Below are 20432 nucleotides of genomic sequence, written 5' to 3' on the forward strand. Positions count from 1 at the left end.
GATCTCCCTCGCCGTCAGATCAGCGTCCCGGCGTATCTTTCCTGCACATCGGCGCACCAGTTGCCCACGTTCCAGCTGCCGTAGGCTCCCATGCCCCCGAGCGGGTCCGGCCCGTAATAGACCGGAAGATGGATAAGGCTGAGCCCCGGATGCGCGTGAGCCTCGGCCAGTGCCGCCTTCAGCGTGTCGAGCGTGTGCCCGCCCCACAGGGCCTTCAGGCCGCGTATCGATGCGGCCATCTGGACGTAGTCCACGGCAACGCCGTCATTGGTTCGGTAGTCCAGTCCGTACTGGGCAAGCTGCAGATGACTGATTGCCGCCATGCGCCGGTTGTCCATCAGAAGGATCGTCCCGTGAACGCCATGTTCCACGCCGTCGATCAGAACCTGCGGGTTCATCATGAAGGATCCGTCGCCGGTGAAGGCGATGCCGTAGCGGCCCCTGTCGGCAAGCCCGCCCGACAGGAGCGCGGACACCGCGAACCCCATGTAGGAGGCGCCGGATTCGGTAAATGTCTCGCCGGGCCGATTGTCCTCGACCACCTGGAATCCGTTGGCCTGCACGTCGCCGGCATCGAAGAATTTCAGCGCATTGCGTTCGCGCGCGAACTGATCGGCGGCATGAATTGCCTGGGGCTGGGTGAGCGACGGACTGGTCCACACGGAATCGCGGATAGGTCCCGCCGTGTAACGTGCCTGCTTGAAGGCCCGCCACTCGGCCTTTTTCGCTGCGCAGGCCGACAGCCAGTCCCGCTTGCCTGTGTTCGAGGGCAACAGATCCGCGAGCCTTTCAAGGATGGGCGCGGCATCGCCCGTGAGCGCCAGCGTGTTGTTGTAGTGCTGAACGTCGAGCGGATCGGTATTGATGTTGATGACCGCCTTCGCGTTCGGCCAGCCGATGCCGGAACAGTCGGACTGGCAGACCCCCCGGCTCCCGACGAAAATGGCCAGTTCCGCCTCTTCCATGGCGAAATTGCCGCTGATCGATCCCTTGGAGCCGCCGACATGCATGTTTTGCGGGTGGTCGTCCGGCAGGACGCCGGTCGACCCGGGGCTCAGGACCACGGCCGCACCGGCCGCTTCCGCGAAGCGCCGGAGTTCGGGGGCAGCGCCACGGGCGCCGCCGCCCGTCTTTATCGCGATCTTCTTGCACGAAATCACCAGCTCCGCGGCTTTTCGAAGCGCCGTGTCCTCCGGCACCATGGAGGTCTGGGTAGCCGGGCGCACCGGCAGCGCGTCCAGCCGCAGCGTGACGGTCTCGGGCTGGGTGTTGAGTGGCAGGTTCAGGTAGAACGGTCCCGCCCTGAAGGGATGAAACACCGTGCCGGCACCGCGCCTGAGGGCATCGCGCAATGCAGCCGCCGCATGCAGCGTATAGGCGGCGCCCATGGCCCCGGTGATCCGGCCGAACAGTCCCTGTTCCGGCTTGGGAACCTGCTGCATGTTGTAGCCTTCGCCGTGGGTCGTCTCGTCGCCATAGATGTGATAGAGCCCGACGCCGTTGGAGGCGGCGGCAAGGGAACCTGCCAGGGCCTGCAGAGCTCCGGGGCCGATGGATGTCACCACGGCGCAGGGTTCGTCATAGACCCACCGCAGGGCGGTTCCGGCATGCGCCATCTCGACTTCGTTGCGGAACTGGTAGCCCTTCACAAGGCCGGCGGCCTCGTAAGTCCTGAGCGTTTCCCCGAGTTCGGTCGAGCCGTGGCCGAGGATCATCAGGTACTTGGTGATGCCCTGCCGCATCAACCCGAGCACCAGGGCCTCCGTCAGCGGAAGGCTGACTACGTCCGACAGCAGGCCCTTGTCGATCGCTGCGGCCAATCCGCCGGCCTTTGCCAGCCACGCGGCCCTCTTTTCTCTCGTTTCCGGCAGCGTGCCCATCAGGCGTCCTCCCCGACGGAAACCGGCCGGCCTTCCCGTGCCGACTGTTCGGCGGCAAGGGCAAAACGCAGGACGGAGCGGCCCTGGCGGGCCGTCAGAACGGGATCTCCTCCCTCGTGCAGAACGGTCAGGAAATGCCGTGTCGACTGTATGAAGCTTTGTTCCCAGCCGGACGGAATATCGCAATATTCCGTCACCTGACCGTCGCGGTAGAGCGCCAGCGGTGCACCGTTGCCGATGCTGCCGTGACCGCAGTTGATCCACAGGACGCCGTGGGTGCCGGTAATTTCCACCCGGTCATCCTGGGCATAGTACTGGCCCGCAATTTCAAGTTCCGGGGAATAGACGATTTCCAGGTTGCCGATCCGCCTGCCGGGGAAGCGGAAGGACACGATCGAGGGCGCGTCGAAAAGGCCGCCGTCCGGCCGCTCAGTCTGATGGATGAAGGCATGAACGTCCTCGGGCATTCCCATGAAGTGCCAGGCGAGGGCAAACTTGTGGTGCCCGTCATCAAAGACCAGGGGGCCGCCTCCGGCCGTTTGCAGGTGCTGACGCCAGGCATCGGCTTCCTTGGGAACTTCCCAGGCCGTCTTGCTCTTGCCCGGGTTGGACTTGATGCGGATGGACAACGGTTCGCCGATGGCTCCCTCGTCAACAAGCGATTTCGCCTTCATGACCGGCGGATGGAAAATGAAGTTCTCAAAGATCTTGAAAGGCCGGTCATGAGCTTCGGCGGCCGCGACCAGCTGATCGGCCTCTTCAAGGTTCATGCACATGGGCTTTTGCAGCGAAACGATCTTGCCGGCTTCAATAGCCTTTACCGCAGCCGCGAGATGCAGATGATGCGGCAGGAGCAACTCGACCAGGTCGACGTCATCGCGGGCCAGCAGAGCTTCGTAATCCTCTTCGATGGCAGCATCGGCGCATCCCCAGGCCTGGGCGCGTGAACGGGCCAGGGCAGGGTTCCGGTCGCACAGCGCGGTAATGCGCCCGAGCGGATTCTGCATGTATTCGATAGCGTGAAGGTCGGAGATCCGACCCGTGCCAACGATGCCGACACGAAGAGGCTGCTTACTCATATTTATCAAGGCTCTCTAAATGGGGTTAAGGGGGCGGCGCGCACGAGTTCGCCAAGTTCCGTCAAGCGCGCATCGTCGACCCGGACCGAAGGACCCGAGACACCAAGCGCGGCAATCATTTGGCCATGCTCATCGAAAACGGGCCGGGCGGCACATCGGATCCCCGGAGCAAATTCTTCATCGTCGATCGCGTAGCCACGGCCCCGGGTTCGGGTGATTTCCACCAAAAGCGTGTCCAGGTCGGTGATGGTTTTCGGTGTGTAGCGCGCGCGATCCGATGGAATGGCGGCATTGCCGAACGCCAGAAACGCTTTTCCAAGAGCCGTGCAATGCAGCGGGGAAAGCGAGCCGATCGGATGGTCGACCTTCAGCGGCAAGGTGGAATCCACCTTGTCGATGTACCAGACACGGGTATCGACGAGCACGGCTAGATGGGCGCATTCTCCCGTTCCGCGCACCAGGGCCTCCAGGGCAGGGCGGCACCTTTCCTTGCAGGCCACGACGTCCGAAAGAGAGTGTTCCCGCGGCGCTACCGGGCCCCGGGCCGACGCCTGATAGCGGCGGCTGTCGTCCTGGGAGGCGTATCCCGAGGCAACCAGCGTCTTGAGAACATGGGAGGCGTTCGATTTTTCGACACCCAGTTCGTCGGCTATTTCCGTCAGGCGCAGGGGGCGTCCTGCGGCATAGAGAATGTCGAGGGCTCGAAGGCCACGTGTCAGGGACTGCAGCAGGCGCACGGATGAGACTCCTTGTTGCGAGGCGTGTTTCTGCGAAAGTTCGTTTATGTTGTACTTATTGTTTAACATAGTCAAACTATATCGATCCGTGAGCTGATTTCTCTACTTATTGCGAGATAATTTTAAATATGCAACACTTTTTGTTGACATATAGGAGAACTTTTGTACTTTCGGAGTAGTTGTTGGCAGGAAAGTTCAGCATACGTAAACTTTTACGGGAGGAGTTCAAATGAAACGCATCACGCGCCGTGCTTTGCTGGCGACCGCAATGGCAGTGTCGGCTGCCGGTTTCGTTGCGCCGCTGCAGGCTCAGGCCGGTGAAATCACCATCAGTCACTATTTCACCGGTGAACTTGGCCTGAAGGCCTTCAATGAGCAGATCAAGCGTTTCGAGGACGCGACGGGTCATACGCTCAAGGACAGCCCCGTCGGCCACGAGGACTACAAGACCGACATTCTGGTACGGGCTTCAGGCAACAGCCTGCCGGATGTCTTCAGCTACTGGGCCGGCGCGCGGGTGCAGTTCATCGCCGATTCAGGCGCCCTGTATCCGATCGATGGCATGTGGGAGCGTGCCGGGCTGAGCGATGTTATTGCCGGCTCGATCGCGGCGAGTGCGACCAAGTACAATGGCCACCGCTATCTGGTGCCGTTCAACTACCACTACGCGGGCATGTTCTATAACAAGGCGGTCCTCGAAAAGGCCGGCGTGTCGGACATGCCCACCGACTGGCAGGGTTTCCTGGACCTTTGCGACAAGCTCAAGGCCGCCGGTGTGACGCCGATCGCCCTCGGTTCTGCGAACCGGTGGCCGGCGCAGTTCTGGTTCGATTACCTGCTGCTGCGTACCGCGGGGCCGGAGTACCGGGCGAAGCTGATGTCCGGAAATGCCTCCTACGACGACGCTGAAGTGCAGCGCGCGATGAACATGTGGAAGGACCTGGCCGACAAGGGCTATTTCACCGAAAACGCGAATGCGGACAGCTGGACCGACGCGTCCGACAAGGTTGCACGGGGGGATGCCGCGATGACCTTGATGGGCACCTGGATCACCGGGTACTGGAACGGACTTGGACTTGTTCCGGGGGAGGATTACGACTTCTTCGCATTCCCCTCCATCGAGGACGGCGTTCCGGTCACCTCGGTCGGACCGGTGGACGGTCTCGTCATCGCTGCCAACGCGGCCAATCCGGAAGGGGCCGAGGCGTTTCTTGACTTCATGGTCTCCAACACGGGTGTGCAGGCGGCCTGGAGCAAGGCTCAGGGGGCCTTGTCGGCCAATGTGAAGGTCGACCCGTCCAACTACAATCCGGTGATGCTCAAGGCCTTCAACACGGTGGACAAATCCGAGGCCTTTGCCTTCAACTACGACCTCGCCACACCGCCCCCGGTCGCCGAAGTCGGCCTGTCCATGTTCGCCCGTTTCATGGATGATCCGAGCCAGGTGAATGACATACTGTCCCAGGCCGCGGCAGACGCAAAAGCGGCATTCGAACAATAAGAACACGGATATGAGCAAGCTGCCGGTCCCGGGACCGGCAGCTTGTTTTCCTGGAGAGGTCAATGGAACGAGAAAACCGAATCTGGCGCCTGTTGTTGCTTGCGCTTCCACTCATTGTCTTCTCCGTTCTCGTCATTTGGCCGTTGCTGAGTTCGTTTTACTACAGCTTCACGAACTGGAACGGCTTCAGCGGCGACTATGAATTCGTGGGCCTTGAGAATTTCACCCGGATCTGGACGGACCGGCTGTTTTTCAATGCCATCATCAACACCGCCATCTGGATGGCGGCCGCAATCCTGCTGCCGACCGTGCTGGGACTGGGGCTGGCCTTGTTGCTCGATTCCAAGGTTCGCGGCGCCAAGGTGTTCAAGACCGTCTTCTATTTGCCGATATGTCTTTCGGCCATCGTCGTCGGCCAGATCTGGGTATGGATCTACCAGCCGGACTGGGGACTTCTGAACACGATGATCGAGCAGGTCACCGGTGACCATTTCAACTATGCCTGGCTCGCCCGCCCGGGCAGCGCGCTGTATTCCGTGATCGTCGCCTGGTCCTGGCAACAGACGGGACTGTCCATGGTGATCTACCTCGCCGGCCTGACCGCCGTGCCGTCGGATCTTCTCGAGGTGTGTGAAATCGAGGGCGCCTCCGCCTGGCAGCGCGTCCGCCATGTCATCGTGCCGTTATTGACCCCATCGACCGTTGTCGTCGTCGCGCTTTCGGTGATCAACTCCCTCAAGGGGTTCGACATCCTCTTCATCATGACCGGCGGCGGCCCGTTCAACAGTTCCGACACCCTGGCCATGCACATGTACAACGAGAGTTTCCGGAAATACCTCATGGGATATGGCAGCGCGATTTCGGTGGTCCTGTTCCTGATCGCACTGACGATTATCGGCCTGTATTTCCGCCAGTTGAAGAAGGTGGACGAAATCTATGGCTGATCTCGCATCCACCGCCGTGCCGCGCAGGTTCAATCCATGGCCCGCAACGATCTTCGTCGTTCTGTGCTGCCTGGCCGTTCTGTTCCTGGCGCCGACCGTCGGCGTGCTGCTGTCGTCGATCAAGACCACCCGCTCCATCGCATTGGGTGACCTGTGGTCGCTGCCGGATACGATTTACCTCGGCAACTATGTCGAGGTCCTGGGCAACCCGGCGGTCCATCGCTACTTTCTCAACACGCTGCTGGTGACCGTGCCGGCGACCCTGGCCTCCACGGCCCTTGGCGTGCTGGCGGGCTACACATTCGCCAAGCTGCCCTTCCGCGGGTCCAACCTGCTGTTTCTCCTGATCGTCGCCGGCATGTTCTTTCCGCCGCAGGTCATTCTCGTGCCGCTGTTCCGGCTCTTCAATGCTCTCGGGCTGATCGACACATTGTGGCCCATCGGCCTCGTCCACACCGCCCTCGGCATTCCGATCTGCACGCTCTTGATGCGGAACTTCTTTGCAACGGTGCCCAACGCGCTCCGCGAGGCGGCGATCCTGGAAGGGGCCAATGAATGGCAGGTGCTCACCCGCGTGGCCCTGCCGCTGAGCCTGCCTGCGCTCGCCGTTCTGGCCACGCTGCAGTTCACCTGGATCTGGAACGACTTTCTATGGCCCTTGATCTTCACGCAGTCCGACGAAATGCGGACCATCATGGTCGGCATCGTCAACCTGCGGGGCCAATACACGGTTGCCTGGGGCGTTCAGGGCGCGCTCTCGCTGGTCGCCAGTCTGCCGACCCTTCTCATCTTCCTCTTCTTCCAGCGCTATTTCATCAAAGGCATGACGATGGGCGCGGTCAAAGGATAAGCCATGGCTGAAGTCTCCTTGAAAAACATCCGCAAATCCTTTGGTGCGGTCGACGTGATCAAAGGGGTCGACCTTGACATCGAACAGGGGGAGTTCGTGGTCTTCGTCGGACCGTCCGGCTGCGGAAAATCCACCATGCTGCGCATGATCTCCGGTCTTGAGGACGTGACGTCGGGGGCGATCCATATCGCTGGCAGGGACGTGACGCATGTCGCGCCTTCCAAGCGCCAGCTCGCGATGGTGTTTCAGTCCTATGCGCTGTTTCCGCACCTTACCGTGGCGGAGAACATCGGCTTCGGCCTCAAGCTGAACAAGGTGGCCAGGGCCGAGATCGACGAGCGTGTGCGCAACGTCGCCAAGACGCTCCAGCTGGAAACCTTGCTGGACCGCACCCCGCGCCAGCTTTCCGGTGGCCAGCGCCAGCGCGTCGCCATCGGCCGGTCGATCATCCGGAATCCGAAGGTGTTCCTGTTCGACGAACCGCTTTCAAACCTGGACGCGGCCCTGCGCGTACAGATGCGGCTGGAAATTGCCCGCCTGCACAAGAGCCTCGACAAAGTCACCATGATCTACGTGACCCACGACCAGGTCGAGGCCATGACGCTGGCCGACCGCATCGTGGTCTTCAACGGCGGCCGGATCGAACAAGTCGGCACGCCCATGGAGCTCTATCACAATCCTGCAAACACCTTCGTCGCCGGCTTCATCGGCGCCCCGGCCATGAACTTTATCGATGGAACGGTCAGTGACGATGGCCGGGTTCTGGTCGGCGATGTGGACCTGACGGCGAGCGAACCGACCTCGAACCGCGGCCCTGTCACCGTCGGGATACGCCCGGAGCACATGAAGCTCGTCGGGCCCGGCAACGCGGATTTCTCCGCAAGGGTCGATCTTGTCGAAAAGCTGGGAGCCGAAACGCTGCTGTATCTCGACACGCCCTTCTCAGGAAAGCCCCTGACGGCACGCGTCGACGGTGCTACACCGGTCCGGGTGGGCGAGAACATTCACCTGATGGTCAATCGAACCGCTGTGCATACCTTCGCAAGCTGACATGCGGACCGGCCCAGGCGTGATGTGCAAAAGGCTTTTCACGCGCGCCGGATCTGCGCTTCCTGGTTCAGGCGGACACACCGGACTGAGAGGTGCAATGCCTTCAGGTCATGTGCGAACGAGCAGGGCTCGGGCAACATGGGGAATTTGCGACAGTATTCCTCCCGACAGCAGCGCCGCCTCCTGGAGCCGCGGTATCAGTTTTCCACGTTCTTCATGTGAATGTCGCGCTGGGGGAACGGGATTTCTATGCCGGCCTCGGTGAGACCTTCATAGATGCCGAACAGCAGATCCGACTGCGTGGTGACAAGGGTGTTCACGTCCTTCAGATAACAGCGCAGTTCAAAGTCGAGACTGCTGTCTCCCAGCGCCCTGAAGACAACCATGGGCTTGGGATAATTCAGCAGGCTCTCGTTTTCAGACGCGACCGTTTCCAGGATCTGCCGGGTCAGTTTCAGATCGCTTCCATAGGCGACTCCAACGGGAATGATGAGCCGGCCAACCTTGGACGAACGGGTCATGTTCTTGACCGTTCCGGCGATCAGGTCCTGATTGGGCACGATGACATCGTGCCGGTCAAAGGTGGTGATCTGCGTCGATCTCACGGCGATCTTCCTGACGATACCCGAATGGCCGCCGACTTCGATCCAGTCCCCTTCCGCGATTGGCCGCTCGACCAGCAGGATGATCCCGGAGACGAAATTCGAAACGATGGTCTGAAGGCCGAATCCGATGCCCAGGGAGAGGGCGCCCGCGACAACGGCCAAGCTGGCAAGGCTGAGACCTGCGGCCGTGACCGCAAACAGAACCGACAAGGTCAAGCCGACATAGCCAACGCCGGTCACGAGCGCATTCTGCGCGCCGGAATCCATGCGGGTTCGTGGCAGAACGGTGTCGCGCAATGCATGTTGCAGCCATCGTGTTGCACCGGCCCCGACGGCAAAGACAATCAGGAGCGAAAACACGACGCCAAGCGACAGATGCACCTCGCCGATCTGTGTGCCGACGGTGACGAGACGCCAGACTTCCGCAACATCCGACGGTTTCGCGCCCCAGAAAATTGCGACGATGGGCAGCAGGGCGAGAAACAGCAGAGAGCCGATGGTAAACGGCAGAAGCGGCAGGTCGGCTTCATCGCTTTTCTTGCCGCGGCTGACGATCGCCCGGATTGCCCCGACCAGAAGGGTGTAGACAAACAGGGCGATCCCGAGGGTGGCGACGGTCATCACCGTCGCATCGGAAATATGCCGTGCAAGCGGTACGTATCCCACGAGAACCAGGGGAACAGAAACCACGGCGGCGGTGCGCAGCAGGATCACCAGAAATCTGATGATACCGGAGGCGGCCGATGTCGCGTCTTCCGACTGTTCCTGCGTCTGGGCGCTTTCAATCGCACCGTTCAGCAGGTTGGCAAGGAACCAGAGCAGGACTGCCACGCTGACAAGAATCGGCACCGCAAGCACTGAAATCGTGGCCTGCTCCCGAATGAGCCCGGTTGCCAGTGCCTCCACGAAGAGTTCCAGGGCTGCGGTTATTCCAAGTCCCTGGCACAACCTGAGGCCCAGCTGGGCTTTGCCGTCATCCAGGGTGACAAGCCTGCGGCCCGGGGCATTGGGGGCGAAGACAGTGTGCCCCATCCAGTTGGCAACGACGACCAGCAACAGGACCTGGAAAACGAACCGGCCGGCAAAATCGACGATCCTGGTCTGGATGCCCAGGACCGGAACAATGGTTGCGAGCGCCAGGACGCCACCAAGCGGTATCACCAGGCTCGAGACGTTGGCCAGAAACGCCCACAGGTAACGCTTTGCCGAATGTGACGCTTCGAAGTGGCTGTCAAAGTACCTCCCCAGCACGGGCCGGACCACCAGGATGGCCGCCACCCCCAGCACGGCAAGAAGGAAGGCCAACACCAGACGCTGCGCCCGGTTCTGGCGAAATCGTTCGCTGCCGAAACTGTCCGAGACGCTGCTGAACGTTTCCGATCCGTGCCGTTCGATCTCATGAAAGGCTGTGCTCAGCGTTCCCGGAAGGAAGATGCTGGGGAACCTCTGCAAGAGCCTGTTGGTGCTTTTACGTCGGATCAGCCGGTCCAGCTCCTCGATCAGCAATTCAACCTGATTGAGGCGTTCCCTGGCCTGCCTGATCGGACGATTGGCTTCGGCAAGCAGGGTTTCAAGTTCAGATCGATGGGCCGCCAGTTCCGCAGGTTCGTTCACCCCGTCCGGCGGCGGCGGGCCCAAGGCTTCGATCTGGGCCTCGATCGTCCGGGCCTGGACACTGCCGTCGTTCACAATCGTGGAGGTCTCCAGTCGAAACGCATCCAGATCGGCGCGCAGCTGGTTCAAGGCATCGACCGATGCCCCTTCCTCCTGAATGGCTGTCTGTGCCCGGGTGAACAGGGCCTCGACCTGGTCCGGTTTTTCCTGGTCCTGCGCGAAAGAGATGGAGCTGAAGATCAGCACACCAAGAACACATATCAGCAGGCGCGACAGAACTGATCTCATCCACATCTGCGTCTTCGCCTCCCGAAACCTCTGCAGCGCAACACAACACCGGACCGCATATCCCGAGACCATATTAGGTAAGTAGAAACCCTCGTCCAGCCATTCGTCAGTCCGATTGAGACGCTTGGCTCATGCCTTTTTCCTGAAGCAAGGCGTTCGCGACGTGTCGATGCCGGAAAGCCGGCGTTCGATAGGCCACTTTCGTCGATGCCGGCCAAATTGTTTCAGCAAGGGGGATCATTGAACGGCGGCGGGCGAGCATGCTTTGCCGCAGAGGGACCTGCGTGGGCAATGACTATTCCAATTCGATGTCGTCCTGCGGTCCGTCGCCGGATTTGAGGAAGCCCACGTCCAGCCGGTTGGTGCCGCCAACGCGCTCATAGGTCTGGAGATCCGAGCTCTGCCTGACAAGGAACACGCCGAGCTTTCCCACGGGGCGGTCTTCCAGTCCGGCCTCCAGGTCCGGCGGATCGCTGTCCTGCAGCGGATCGAACGGTGTCCCGTCATCTTCCACCCTCAGGACCAGATGCTCCGGCGTGTCGAGCAAGGTCAATCGGACCTCACCGTCCTGCCCGCCGGCGGGATAGGCATGCGTGGCGATGTTGAGGAACACCTCTTCGGCGACAAGTTGCAGCCTCGCGCCGAGCTCCGGTGCGGATTGTGCGGCCGGAGCGGTGTCCAGCCAGTCCATGACCTGCTGTAGCCCTTGCCGGCGCGCGGGCAAGGCCAGCGTGTTTGACCGCGCGGTTGCCTGTCGGATCGGTTCCTTCATTGCGGTCATCACCTTCCCCGCATCGACAGCGGTTCGTTTCAGGGCCGGGCACGGTAACCCGAGGAACGCGTTTGCGATGTTTGGGCCGCGTGCCGGATCCTATTTGCGCGCGGCCGCCACGGCCTTCTGGCGGTCCGGGTGGATCTCGAGCAGGGAATAGATCCCGCTGATCTTCAGGACCTCGCTGACCCGTTCCGTCGGTCCGGCAATCATCAGGCGCGTCTTGGCCCCGCGTGCGGCTTTCGCGGCGATGATCAGGACCCGCAGCCCCGCCGAACTGATATAGGTGACCTCGTGGAGATCAAGCACCAGAACGGGCGTGTCCGGAACGCGTTTCAGGACAGCTTCCGTCACGTGTTCGGATGTCGATCCATCCAGCCGGCCGTTCAGCGACAGAAGCTTCACGCCGCCATCCATGTGTTCCGCAATCTCCATCAAGTCCCCGCTTGAAGTTGTCCAGTTAAGGGGCCAATGCCGCCCCGGCACTTCCGTCCAGTTGTCACAGGCCTGCCGGCTTCGTCAAGCCACGGCTCCACCTCGCCCGCAGGTGCAGATCCCGATGGCAGATCTGCAAGGGCAGGTCACGGTTCGGACGGGTCGTCCATGGTCATGACCCCGTTCCGCAGTTCGGCGGACCGGGCATAGGCGCACCGGCGTAAGGCGTTCACCGAGCCTACGGGCTCGTGCGCGGCAAGGGCGTTCCACGGGCTGAAGGCAATGCGGTCGCCTTCCCGGATCCGCGCCGCGGCGTCCTGGGGCGGTATCGTCAGGCGCCCCACCGGAATGAGCGGGCTGCGCCAGGCAATGCTGGCATCGTCAACCGGATCCCTCGGATCGACCTTCGGCTGCAGGAAGAAGGTGAAATGGACCGGGCCGCGGTCGAGGCAGGCCTGGAGCTTGTCGCGCAGGGACCGGCGGCCCCGCTGCGCCCTGTATTTCGGGTCCGGCTTCATGGCAAATTTCGCCGTGCCGTCGCCAAGCCGGTAGGGCGTCACGCTGTAATAGGAGCGGGCCATCAGATCGGGAAACCGGAAATGGTCAAGGCCGGTGCGGATCATGACGTTGACGGAGGGCCAGAAGAATTTCGGGGGAAACAGGCGGGGGATCACATAGGAACGCGGCAGCATCGTCTTGGGCGTGATTTCCTTCGCTCCGTCGATCGCCTGGAACATCGCGCAGGCATCGGCCGCGTTCCGGAACATGGCGATCTTCTGGTCGATCAGGACAAGGTCATGCTGGCCGGGCGGCGCCCCGTCGAGGACGGGCCCTTCGACGCCGCCGATTTTCAGCGCCATGCCGTGCCCGTCCGGCGTGTTGTCGTCGAACAGGGAATTGGAAAGCCTGACCTTCGTGGTGTAGCTCCCGGCCCTTGCAAAGAGACCGTGCCGGTAGGCGGGATTTTCCGGCGGCTCGATCTCGAGCTCGGCCTCGAGCAGGGCCGTTGTAGTCTTGTGTACCTGCCTCGGGTAGGAGCCGTCCGGCTGCTGTTGCTGGAAGGTGCGCCGCGCCGCGGCGAGCACGGTGGCACCGTAACGTGCTTCTATTTCGTCGGTATCGTCGGTCAAAGCGTGTATCCCAGTCTTGCAAGTCCAGGCGCGCAGGCCCGGCCCAGGGCTTCGAACTCCGTTGCCGGCAGCGCCGCCGCCTTCGAGCGCGTCGGACGGATCATTGCGGAAACCGTTTCGAGCCAGGTCTCGTTGGCGAGCGAAGGATCGATGAACCTGATCAGCCCGTCCATCACCGTGCGCGGATCTTCCGCCAGCTCCGCGAAGGCCACTGTCAGCAGCCGGTCAGGCGGCAATGCGTCGAAGGCATCCGCACCGATCTCGACGATGTCGCTCCAGTAGCGTGCCAGATCCGTGTTCTCGACGCTGTCGGCGAGTTTCCGCGCATCGAACAGCCGAAAGAACAGGTTCTGGAACCAGACGTCGGCCATGCCGCCCCTGTCCTTGCGAAAGGGCGCCTGCGGATCCAGGCCGAAGGCACGGCACTTCTTGAGGGCGCCGACAAGGACCCGGAAATTGTGGTGGTTGGCCATCGACAGGGCCACGTCCCGGCCGTCGCGGTGCACATGGATGACGCGCGCCTCCGGAAACAGCTTGATGAGCCGGTGGGCCAGCATGAGCGAGCCGCCGGAACGCTCGACCCAGACCCGCTTTCCGAGCCGCTTGCGCAGGAAGCCGAAGATTGCCCGGAACTGTTCTGCCAGCGGACGCCGCGGCCGCGGACGCACGAACGCCTCCAGTTCGTCATAGAGAGCTTCGTAGTCCGGGGTCAGGTGCGGCAGCGCGACGGTCATGACCGGCGGGACGGTCCGCATGGAAAACCGTGCCTTCGGATCGTCGACCGGATACAGGCCCTCGTCGACCATCTCGCCGGAGCCCAGGATTGCCGCGAGCCCGGCGGACTGCCGGCTGAAAACCCGCCAGAGTTGTTCACCTGTGGGGTTCTGCCTGGCCAGTGCTTCGGGCCCCAGCGTCGCGAAAACCTCAGAAAGACTGAGTATGCCGGGATGCCGGTTGAGCATTTCCGAGACCAGTGTCGACCCGCAGCGTCCGCTTGACAGGACGAGCACGGGTGGAATTTCGGCTTCGGCGGAGGCGTCCGGGTGCGGCAAGAAAAAGATCCTGATCGAGGCGGGGAATCTCGAAAAGACTAACGAATGCAATCACTCTTGTATAGTTGCCACCGGCCGGGAGGCGGTGCTTCAAGGGCCGGTGAGGAGAGCCGCCGCGGCAGCGCCCGAGGCAGCGGCGCTCTCCAGCGTGCAGGGCAGGCCGTTGTCGACATGCGCGCCGGCCAGCACGACATTGGCAAGCGGGCTTTGGACCGGCGGGCGCCGGAGCGACGAAGCTGGAGACTGGTCAAATGTTGCCTGTCTGACCTTCAGGAGCCGCGCCGCCTGGGGCTGTTCCTTCGGCAGGCCGGTGGCGCGGGCAATATCGGACCAGATCCGGTCCAGTACGGCGGTGGTGTCCATGGTATCCAGCGGTGTGGTTTCAGCTGCCGAAACAGTTGCCGAAAGCACGTCGCCACGGCGGAAGACCCACTGCGCGGCGCCCCCCAACAGACCGAGAAGCGGCGGCATCCGGTACGCCAGCGCCGGGTCCACGCGGTAATGTGCGTTCAGGATGACCAGACCGGGGGCCGGAACCGGTACGTCCGGCAGCAGGGTCGACAGGGTCCGGGGCGGCACGGCCAGAACGACACGATCTCCGCTGGTGAGCGGAAGCCGGGCGCCATCCTGGAACACGAGCGCCGAGGCGGCGTCGTCACCACGCTCAAGTGCCGCGAGCGGACGGCGGAAATGCAGGCTTGCCCCCAGGGTTTCCAGATGCGCCACGGCCGGGTCGATCAATGCCGGCCCCAGCCCTTCGCGTGCCAGCACCGGCCTGCAGGCCTCGGCGCCGCGCAGGAACGAGCGCGCCAGCATCGTGCGCATCAGCCGCGCCGACGCGGCTTCCGGGGGCGCGTTCAGAACGGCAATGGTCAGGGGTTCCCAGAAGGTGCGCCACAGCGGACCGCGGCCACGCACGGCCTCGGCGACGGTCCGCTCCGGCCCCGCGGCGAGAAGGCGCAAGAGACCGGCGAACTCGACCAGGGAGGTTCCGGGCGGGCGGGCGCCGCGGCCGAGGCTGCCAAGCGGTGTTCCCGGTACGTTGAGCGTCCAGCTGGCCCCGTCGGCAAGGTCGAGGAACGGAAATTCCGGTGTGCCGATCTCGAGCCGGTCGGTCGCCCCGATCCTCTCAACATGGTCCAATACAGCCTGGTTGCCCGAGAGGATCAGGTGGTTGCCGTTGTCGATGAGCCGGTCAAGCCGGCTGTCGTAAAAGCTGCGGCAGAGACCGCCGGCATGGGCCGTTGCCTCATAGAGGGTGACCCTGTTTTCGCCGTTTTCCGCCAGGTGCAGCGCAGCGGAAAGCCCGGCAAGCCCTGCGCCGATCACGTGTGCGTGGAAACCGGTGGCCGACATCGCCGGCTACCGCGCCGGGGACAGCGCGAAGCGCAACCCGTCCATGATCTTCCACCAGCCCGGACGGGCGGGCGGCAGTGTGCGCCAGTCACGCTCCATGCGCTCGAGCAGCGCGGCGTAAGGTCCTGCCATTACCAGGGCCGGAAAGATCGCGCGGCGCGAATGCGCGGGAAGTTCGGCAAGGGCGTCCTGCAGACTGTCGCGCGCCATGCGTCCCAGGCATCGGCGCGCGTCTGACAGGGCGGGGTGGTGCGGAACCGCCCCGGGGTCGGCGGGCAGGCCCGTTTCCTCGAGCACGGGCCGGGGGATGTAGAGGCGCCCCATGGCCGCGTCTTCCGAGACATCGCGCATGATGTTGACGAGTTGCATCGCACGGGCCAGCGACAGGGCAAATCGTTCGGAGCAGTCGCCGCGCCATGCGCCGAAGATGCGCATCGCGAGGATACCGACCGCTCCGGCCACGCAGCGGATGTAGCGGTCGAGGTCTGCCTGCGCCGGGGCCACGATCGGGCTTGCATCCATCTGCATGCCCTCGACGACAAGGTCCAGTTCGGCCTGGGGAAGCGCGTAGGTGTCCGCTGCGAGCCCGAGTTCGGCCCCGATCGCCGTACGCGGATGGCCTTGGTAGCTTTCCGTCAATTCCCGCCGCCAGGCTTCAAGATCCGCGTGGCGGTCATGTGTTGGCGTATCGCCGTCGGCAATGTCGTCGACAACCCGGCAGAAGGCATAGACGGCATAGATCGCCCGCCGCCTCGTGGCCGGCAGAACCCGCATCCCCAACTCGAAGGACGAGCCGGCGGCGCACACCACGCGGCGAACTTCCTCGGCCGTTGCGTCGCTGGCGGGGTGGTGGTGTGTCATTGGCCGCGCAACTCCGGGCCCAGATGGGAGCGGCGCGCGGGCGACAGTGCGTGGCCGGCGCCGACCAGCGCCGCCCGCAGAAACGCCAGCGGCGTGGGCGCGACACGGCCTGCCAGTGGATCCTCGCGCCGAAGACGCCGGGACAGGTTGTTCGCCAGCCAGAGTATGGACGCCGCCTCGCCGGCAAGGCCGCGCGCCGTTATCCGGTCCGGCAGCGGGGCGGCCTGCTCCAGCAGCTTGTCGCAGAGATCGAGCAATCCGTCGATGACACGGCGCAGGCCGGCCGTGCTGCGCGCGGCGGTCAGGTCCCTGGGTTCCACGCCTTCGGCCATGAGCCGGTCCGCCGGCAGATAGACACGGTCAAGCCGGGTCTTGTCGTCGCAAATATCCTGCAGGTGGTTCAGGATCTGCAGTGTGGTGCAAAGTGCATCCGAGGGGGCAAGACAGGAGGCGTCCTCACCGTGAAGATCCAGGAGGAAACGCCCGACCGGGTCGGCCGAATGCCGGCAATAGGCCAGCAGGTCTTCGTCGGTTGCATATTCATGACCGCGGCTGTCCTGCCGGAAGGCGGTGAGTAGTGCGCGGGCATGATCGAGCAATGCCGGCGATTTCCGCGAGAGCGTCCTGTGCAGCGCCCTTGCCTCTGGTGTGCCCGTGTCCCGGCCGCGCAATCCGGCCTCGCACAGGTCGAGCTTCTCAAGACGCTCGGCGGGGCTGAGGCCGGGGGCGTCGGCGATATCGTCGGCGGAGCGCGCGAATGCGTAAAAGCACCGGACATCCTCGCGCAGGTCCCGGCGAATCAGCAGCGAGGCCACTGGAAAATTCTCGGAAGTCTTCACGCCAGTCTCACCTGTCTCCACCCGTGCGCGCCCGCGCGGCCTAAGCCCCGGGCGTCGTTGCGGGGCAACCTGTCACAGCGCACCACGTTCCGACAAGAGCTTATTGGAGCGCGGGTCAGAGCGGTCCGTCATGTTCCGCGTAAAGATGCACGGGCAGTCGATAGCCGATGCCCTCGGCATCGTGAAGCGAGACATCCAGCATCCTCTGGAACTGGCGTGCGCGATTCCGGGCTCCCAGCGCGGGCAGCAACTTGAAAAGCAGCGATTCCGCGTGGTTCTTCGTCCTCAGGAAGGCCAGCGTGCCGAAGGTGTTCATCTTTGGATAGTTCAGCGCGTCCGCCAGTTCGTCGCCGATCATCGCGCGGGACACGCGATAGATATAGCTGGTCAGGGCGTCGCGGGCCTTCGGTGACGTGATGCCTGCAACAATGGGTGCCGAGTTGATCAGCCCGTTGGCCAGCAGGATGGCCTCGAGGGTTGGGGGCGGTTCGCACATGCCGCCGATTCGCTGCAGCCTCAACGCGCTTTCCACCGATCCGCACTGCATGTCCTCCGGGACGCCCATCAGGTGTCCCGAATACCGCCAGATCATCATGAAGGCCTTTTCCTCATCGGGCGACAGGCGAATGCCGAGCATGCGCGCGCGATGGAGGAGCAGTCCCGAAAAGGCGGCGGTTGCGTAGGAAATATGCGCGGTGCTGAGCGGCAGGCCCCAGTCCGGGTTCCAGTCGTCGGCGTCCTGGAGCATGTGGCGGATCCGGGCGTGAACGAGCCGGATGCGTACGGACAGTTTCCAGCCCTCGCCCTCCCGGTCGAGGCCTCCGGGCAGGAAAATCTCGACGAGATGGCGATTGTTCTGCTTCAGCCGCCGGACACCGGTGTCGACCATGCGTCCGGTGATGCTGAAGGACTGGCTGATCAAGGTGGCGAACCCCTCGACCAGGACCGCGCCGACAAAGGCACCGACAAACATTTCGGAATGCCGGTGAAATGCGCGGCAGCCGGCCATCATGAGCTCCGGGTCGACCCAGTCCGGCGTTGCATCGGCATCCTCGAAGAAGGCGCGAACGGCGGGTGGCGCGTCGGTGAGGGCCGCGCTTCCCTTTTCCATGCCGTTCCTGATCCACTGTTGGCTCTGTTCGGCGGGATGTTTCGACAACTCCGCGGCGGCAGCGTCGGCCAGCGGGTCGCCGACAAGTGTGTAGCCGACATAACGATCGGCCATCTCGGCATCCGCCTCGCGGGCCCTGGCATAACCGTCCTTGTAGGCTTCCGGCACGCTTGCAGGTCTTTTGTTCATGATGACTGTCCCGGGGAGCAGGGCCTCTCGATAACCGGCCAAGTGAAACTCAACCTAGAAATTGCGCGCCGATAAGGCAAGTGCAGGCTGCTTTGAGTGTGATGTTCCATTGCCGCAGGAATATTCTCCGGCTGGCCGATACCATGCGGTCCTTTTGGAGCGACTTTGGCGGTATGACCTAGTCCTGCAGGACAAGTTGCACTTCTTCAAGGAAAGACTACGCTCGGTTAGAAGTGTTTCCGTGATGGCAGGGACTGGCCATCCTGTTCCGGCGGGGACGGGCGAAAACGACATCTGGGAAAAACAGCCGGCGGTATCGCGGCGGCAGGAATTCAGGGACGAAAATTTCATGAGCGGGCCGGACAGACTGGATGGAAGCTATGACTACATCATCATCGGCGCGGGCACGGCCGGCTGCGTGCTTGCCAACCGGCTGACGGAAGACCCGTCCACGCGTGTCCTGCTCCTGGAAGCTGGCGGGTCCGACAATTACCACTGGGTGCATATCCCGGTCGGCTATCTCTATTGCATCGGCAATCCGCGCACCGACTGGATGATGAAGACCGCCGCCGAGCCGGGGCTCAACGGCCGCAGCCTGGTCTATCCGCGCGGCAAGGTCCTGGGCGGCTGCACCTCCGTCAACGGCATGATCTACATGCGCGGGCAGGCGGCCGACTACGACCACTGGCGCCAGCTCGGCAATGTCGGCTGGTCCTGGGAGGACGTCCTGCCCTATTTCCTGAAATCGGAGGACCATCACGCCGGCAAGTCCGACCTCCATGGATCCGGCGGCGAATGGAAGGTGCAGCAGCAGCGCCTGACCTGGGACATCCTGAAGGCCGTGCAGGAAGGGGCCAGGGAATTCGGCATCGAGCCGCGCGCCGATTTCAACGATGGCAACAATGAAGGCAGCGGCTTCTTCGAGGTCAACCAGAAGAACGGCGTGCGCTGGAACACCGCCAAGGGGTTCCTGCGGCCGGCCCTGAAACGGCCTAACCTGCGTCTGATCACGCATGCGGAAACCGACAGCCTGGTGCTGGACGGCAAGAAGGTCACCGGCGTGCGCTTCACCCACAAGGGCCGCGTCCTGAGCGCCTCGGCGGACCGCGAAGTGCTGCTGGCAGCCGGGGCGATCAATTCGCCCAAGATCCTGGAACTGTCCGGCATCGGCGCGCCGGAGGTCCTGAGCGACCGGGGCCTGGAAGTGCATCATGAAAGCGCCGGTGTCGGTGAGAACCTGCAGGATCACCTGCAGATCCGCACCGTCTACAAGGTCCAGAACGCCAGGACCCTCAACACGATGGCGAATTCCCTGGTCGGCAAGGCGAAGATCGCGCTGCAATACGCCCTGACCCAGTCCGGGCCGATGTCGATGGCGCCGAGCCAGTTCGGCATGTTCTCCAAATCCGACCCGTCTCTGGAAACGCCGGATCTCGAATATCACGTCCAGCCGCTGTCGACCGACAAGCTCGGCGATCCGTTGCACCCCTTCCCGGCAATCACCATGTCGGTCTGCAACCTCCGGCCCGAAAGCACCGGCTCGGTGCATGTCACGAAACAAGGCAACGCGGTGCAGCCGGACATCCGCCTGAACTACCTGTCGGCGGAAAAGGACAAGGACATCGCGCTGAAATCCGTGCGCCAGGCGCGCACCATCATGACCGCCAGGGCCCTGCAACCGTACCAGCCGGAGGAAATCCTGCCGGGACCGCAGGTCGACAGCGACGAGGACCTGCTCAAGAAAATCGGCGATATCGGCACCACCATCTTCCACCCGGTCGGCACCTGCCGCATGGGCGCGGACGAGGCGTCGGTGGTCGATACGGAGCTGCGGGTCCGCGGGCTCGACGGCTTGCGTGTGATCGACGCCTCGATCATGCCGAAGATCGTCTCCGGCAACACGGCCTCCCCGGTGGTCATGATCGCGGAGAAGGCGGCCGACATGATCAGAAGCGGGCAGCGGGTTTAGGGCTCACTCTCAAATACGTTCGCCCAAAGTACAACGTCATCCTGAGGAGGGCCGTCAGGTCCGTCTCGAAGGATGAGCCGCTTGTTCAGAGTTTGCCGCCCATCCTTCGAGACAGGCCTTTCGGCCTTCCTCAGGATGACGGTTGAGATTGTGAACGGCCGGGCTGTCTT

Annotated in this window: 17 protein-coding genes; 5 read left to right on the forward strand and 12 right to left on the reverse strand. The window is 63.1% G+C overall.

The genetic code is table 11. The annotated features are described in order from the left end of the window. Window positions 1-14: 14 nt before the first annotated feature. The 3 genes from O6760_RS10625 to O6760_RS10635 are packed head-to-tail and all read right to left on the reverse strand — an operon-like array spanning window position 15 to window position 3696. On the reverse strand, window positions 15-1880 hold the full coding sequence (locus O6760_RS10625; protein ID WP_269585343.1) for a thiamine pyrophosphate-dependent enzyme: 1866 nt from the start codon (window positions 1878-1880) through the stop codon (window positions 15-17). Then, window positions 1880-2959, reverse strand: coding sequence for a Gfo/Idh/MocA family protein (locus O6760_RS10630; protein WP_269585344.1), 1080 nt, complete (start codon window positions 2957-2959; stop codon window positions 1880-1882). The genes O6760_RS10625 and O6760_RS10630 overlap by 1 nt, the downstream gene beginning before the upstream one ends. A 5-nt stretch (window positions 2960-2964) precedes the next feature. Beyond that, complete coding sequence (locus O6760_RS10635) at window positions 2965-3696, reverse strand: IclR family transcriptional regulator (RefSeq protein WP_269585345.1); 732 nt, start codon at window positions 3694-3696, stop codon at window positions 2965-2967. Window positions 3697-3925: 229 nt separating this feature from the next. Between O6760_RS10635 and O6760_RS10640 the strand changes: the two genes are divergently transcribed. The 4 genes from O6760_RS10640 to O6760_RS10655 all read left to right on the forward strand — a co-directional run bounded on the left by O6760_RS10640 (window position 3926) and on the right by O6760_RS10655 (window position 8041). Then, window positions 3926-5197 (forward strand): ABC transporter substrate-binding protein, encoded by a 1272-nt coding sequence (locus tag O6760_RS10640; RefSeq protein WP_269585346.1) that lies wholly within the window; start codon window positions 3926-3928, stop codon window positions 5195-5197. A 62-nt stretch (window positions 5198-5259) separates the two neighbouring features. Then, on the forward strand, window positions 5260-6141 hold the full coding sequence (locus tag O6760_RS10645) for a carbohydrate ABC transporter permease (RefSeq protein WP_269585347.1): 882 nt from the start codon (window positions 5260-5262) through the stop codon (window positions 6139-6141). Next, window positions 6134-6991 carry a carbohydrate ABC transporter permease gene (locus O6760_RS10650; RefSeq protein WP_269585348.1) on the forward strand — a complete coding sequence of 286 codons (858 nt, stop codon included), beginning with the start codon at window positions 6134-6136 and terminating at the stop codon, window positions 6989-6991. Before O6760_RS10645 ends, O6760_RS10650 begins: the two co-directional genes overlap by 8 nt. A gap of 3 nt (window positions 6992-6994) precedes the next feature. Next, window positions 6995-8041, forward strand: a complete 1047-nt coding sequence (locus tag O6760_RS10655) for an ABC transporter ATP-binding protein (protein ID WP_269585349.1) — start codon at window positions 6995-6997, stop codon at window positions 8039-8041. 197 nt (window positions 8042-8238) lie between these two features. On the opposite strand, the gene O6760_RS10660 is transcribed toward O6760_RS10655, so the two are convergent. The 9 genes from O6760_RS10660 to O6760_RS10700 form a co-directional block, all read right to left on the reverse strand. After that, window positions 8239-10554, reverse strand: a complete 2316-nt coding sequence (locus O6760_RS10660) for a mechanosensitive ion channel family protein (RefSeq protein ID WP_269585350.1) — start codon at window positions 10552-10554, stop codon at window positions 8239-8241. A gap of 289 nt (window positions 10555-10843) precedes the next feature. After that, window positions 10844-11329, reverse strand: a complete 486-nt coding sequence (locus tag O6760_RS10665; RefSeq protein ID WP_269585351.1) for an ATP-binding protein — start codon at window positions 11327-11329, stop codon at window positions 10844-10846. Window positions 11330-11419: 90 nt separating this feature from the next. Further along, window positions 11420-11755, reverse strand: a complete 336-nt coding sequence (locus tag O6760_RS10670; protein ID WP_269585352.1) for an STAS domain-containing protein — start codon at window positions 11753-11755, stop codon at window positions 11420-11422. A gap of 146 nt (window positions 11756-11901) precedes the next feature. Then, entirely contained in the window at window positions 11902-12885 is a 984-nt protein-coding gene (locus O6760_RS10675; protein WP_269585353.1) for a hypothetical protein, read from the reverse strand. After that, on the reverse strand, window positions 12882-13937 hold the full coding sequence (locus O6760_RS10680; protein ID WP_269585354.1) for a sulfotransferase family protein: 1056 nt from the start codon (window positions 13935-13937) through the stop codon (window positions 12882-12884). The genes O6760_RS10675 and O6760_RS10680 overlap by 4 nt, the downstream gene beginning before the upstream one ends. Before the next feature lie 90 nt (window positions 13938-14027). Next, window positions 14028-15293: a hydroxysqualene dehydroxylase HpnE gene (hpnE, locus tag O6760_RS10685; RefSeq protein WP_269585355.1), complete on the reverse strand. Its 1266-nt coding sequence runs from the start codon at window positions 15291-15293 to the stop codon at window positions 14028-14030. Window positions 15294-15299: 6 nt separating this feature from the next. Then, entirely contained in the window at window positions 15300-16154 is an 855-nt protein-coding gene (locus O6760_RS10690; RefSeq protein WP_269585356.1) for a squalene/phytoene synthase family protein, read from the reverse strand. After that, window positions 16151-16993, reverse strand: a complete 843-nt coding sequence (locus O6760_RS10695) for a squalene/phytoene synthase family protein (RefSeq protein ID WP_269585357.1) — start codon at window positions 16991-16993, stop codon at window positions 16151-16153. The genes O6760_RS10690 and O6760_RS10695 overlap by 4 nt, the downstream gene beginning before the upstream one ends. Window positions 16994-17108: 115 nt before the next feature. Beyond that, the gene (locus O6760_RS10700) at window positions 17109-18293 is read right to left on the reverse strand and encodes an oxygenase MpaB family protein (RefSeq protein WP_269585358.1); all 1185 of its coding nucleotides are present in this window, start codon (window positions 18291-18293) and stop codon (window positions 17109-17111) included. A gap of 349 nt (window positions 18294-18642) precedes the next feature. Between O6760_RS10700 and O6760_RS10705 the strand changes: the two genes are divergently transcribed. Beyond that, window positions 18643-20262 carry a GMC family oxidoreductase gene (locus tag O6760_RS10705; RefSeq protein WP_269585359.1) on the forward strand — a complete coding sequence of 540 codons (1620 nt, stop codon included), beginning with the start codon at window positions 18643-18645 and terminating at the stop codon, window positions 20260-20262. Window positions 20263-20432: the final 170 nt, after the last annotated feature.

The organism is Roseibium sp. Sym1 (assembly GCF_027359675.1).
Taxonomy (GTDB): Bacteria; Pseudomonadota; Alphaproteobacteria; order Rhizobiales; family Stappiaceae; genus Roseibium.

Coding starts and splice junctions, on each gene's coding strand:
- O6760_RS10625 (WP_269585343.1), bottom strand. CDS start 1,880: ATGGGCACGCTGCCGGAAACGAGAGAAAAGAGGGCCGCGTGGCTGGCA.
- O6760_RS10630 (WP_269585344.1), bottom strand. CDS start 2,959: ATGAGTAAGCAGCCTCTTCGTGTCGGCATCGTTGGCACGGGTCGGATC.
- O6760_RS10640 (WP_269585346.1), top strand. CDS start 3,926: ATGAAACGCATCACGCGCCGTGCTTTGCTGGCGACCGCAATGGCAGTG.
- O6760_RS10645 (WP_269585347.1), top strand. CDS start 5,260: ATGGAACGAGAAAACCGAATCTGGCGCCTGTTGTTGCTTGCGCTTCCA.
- O6760_RS10650 (WP_269585348.1), top strand. CDS start 6,134: ATGGCTGATCTCGCATCCACCGCCGTGCCGCGCAGGTTCAATCCATGG.
- O6760_RS10655 (WP_269585349.1), top strand. CDS start 6,995: ATGGCTGAAGTCTCCTTGAAAAACATCCGCAAATCCTTTGGTGCGGTC.
- O6760_RS10660 (WP_269585350.1), bottom strand. CDS start 10,554: ATGTGGATGAGATCAGTTCTGTCGCGCCTGCTGATATGTGTTCTTGGT.
- O6760_RS10665 (WP_269585351.1), bottom strand. CDS start 11,329: ATGACCGCAATGAAGGAACCGATCCGACAGGCAACCGCGCGGTCAAAC.
- O6760_RS10670 (WP_269585352.1), bottom strand. CDS start 11,755: ATGGAGATTGCGGAACACATGGATGGCGGCGTGAAGCTTCTGTCGCTG.
- hpnE (WP_269585355.1), bottom strand. CDS start 15,293: ATGTCGGCCACCGGTTTCCACGCACACGTGATCGGCGCAGGGCTTGCC.
- O6760_RS10690 (WP_269585356.1), bottom strand. CDS start 16,154: ATGACACACCACCACCCCGCCAGCGACGCAACGGCCGAGGAAGTTCGC.
- O6760_RS10700 (WP_269585358.1), bottom strand. CDS start 18,293: ATGAACAAAAGACCTGCAAGCGTGCCGGAAGCCTACAAGGACGGTTAT.
- O6760_RS10705 (WP_269585359.1), top strand. CDS start 18,643: ATGAGCGGGCCGGACAGACTGGATGGAAGCTATGACTACATCATCATC.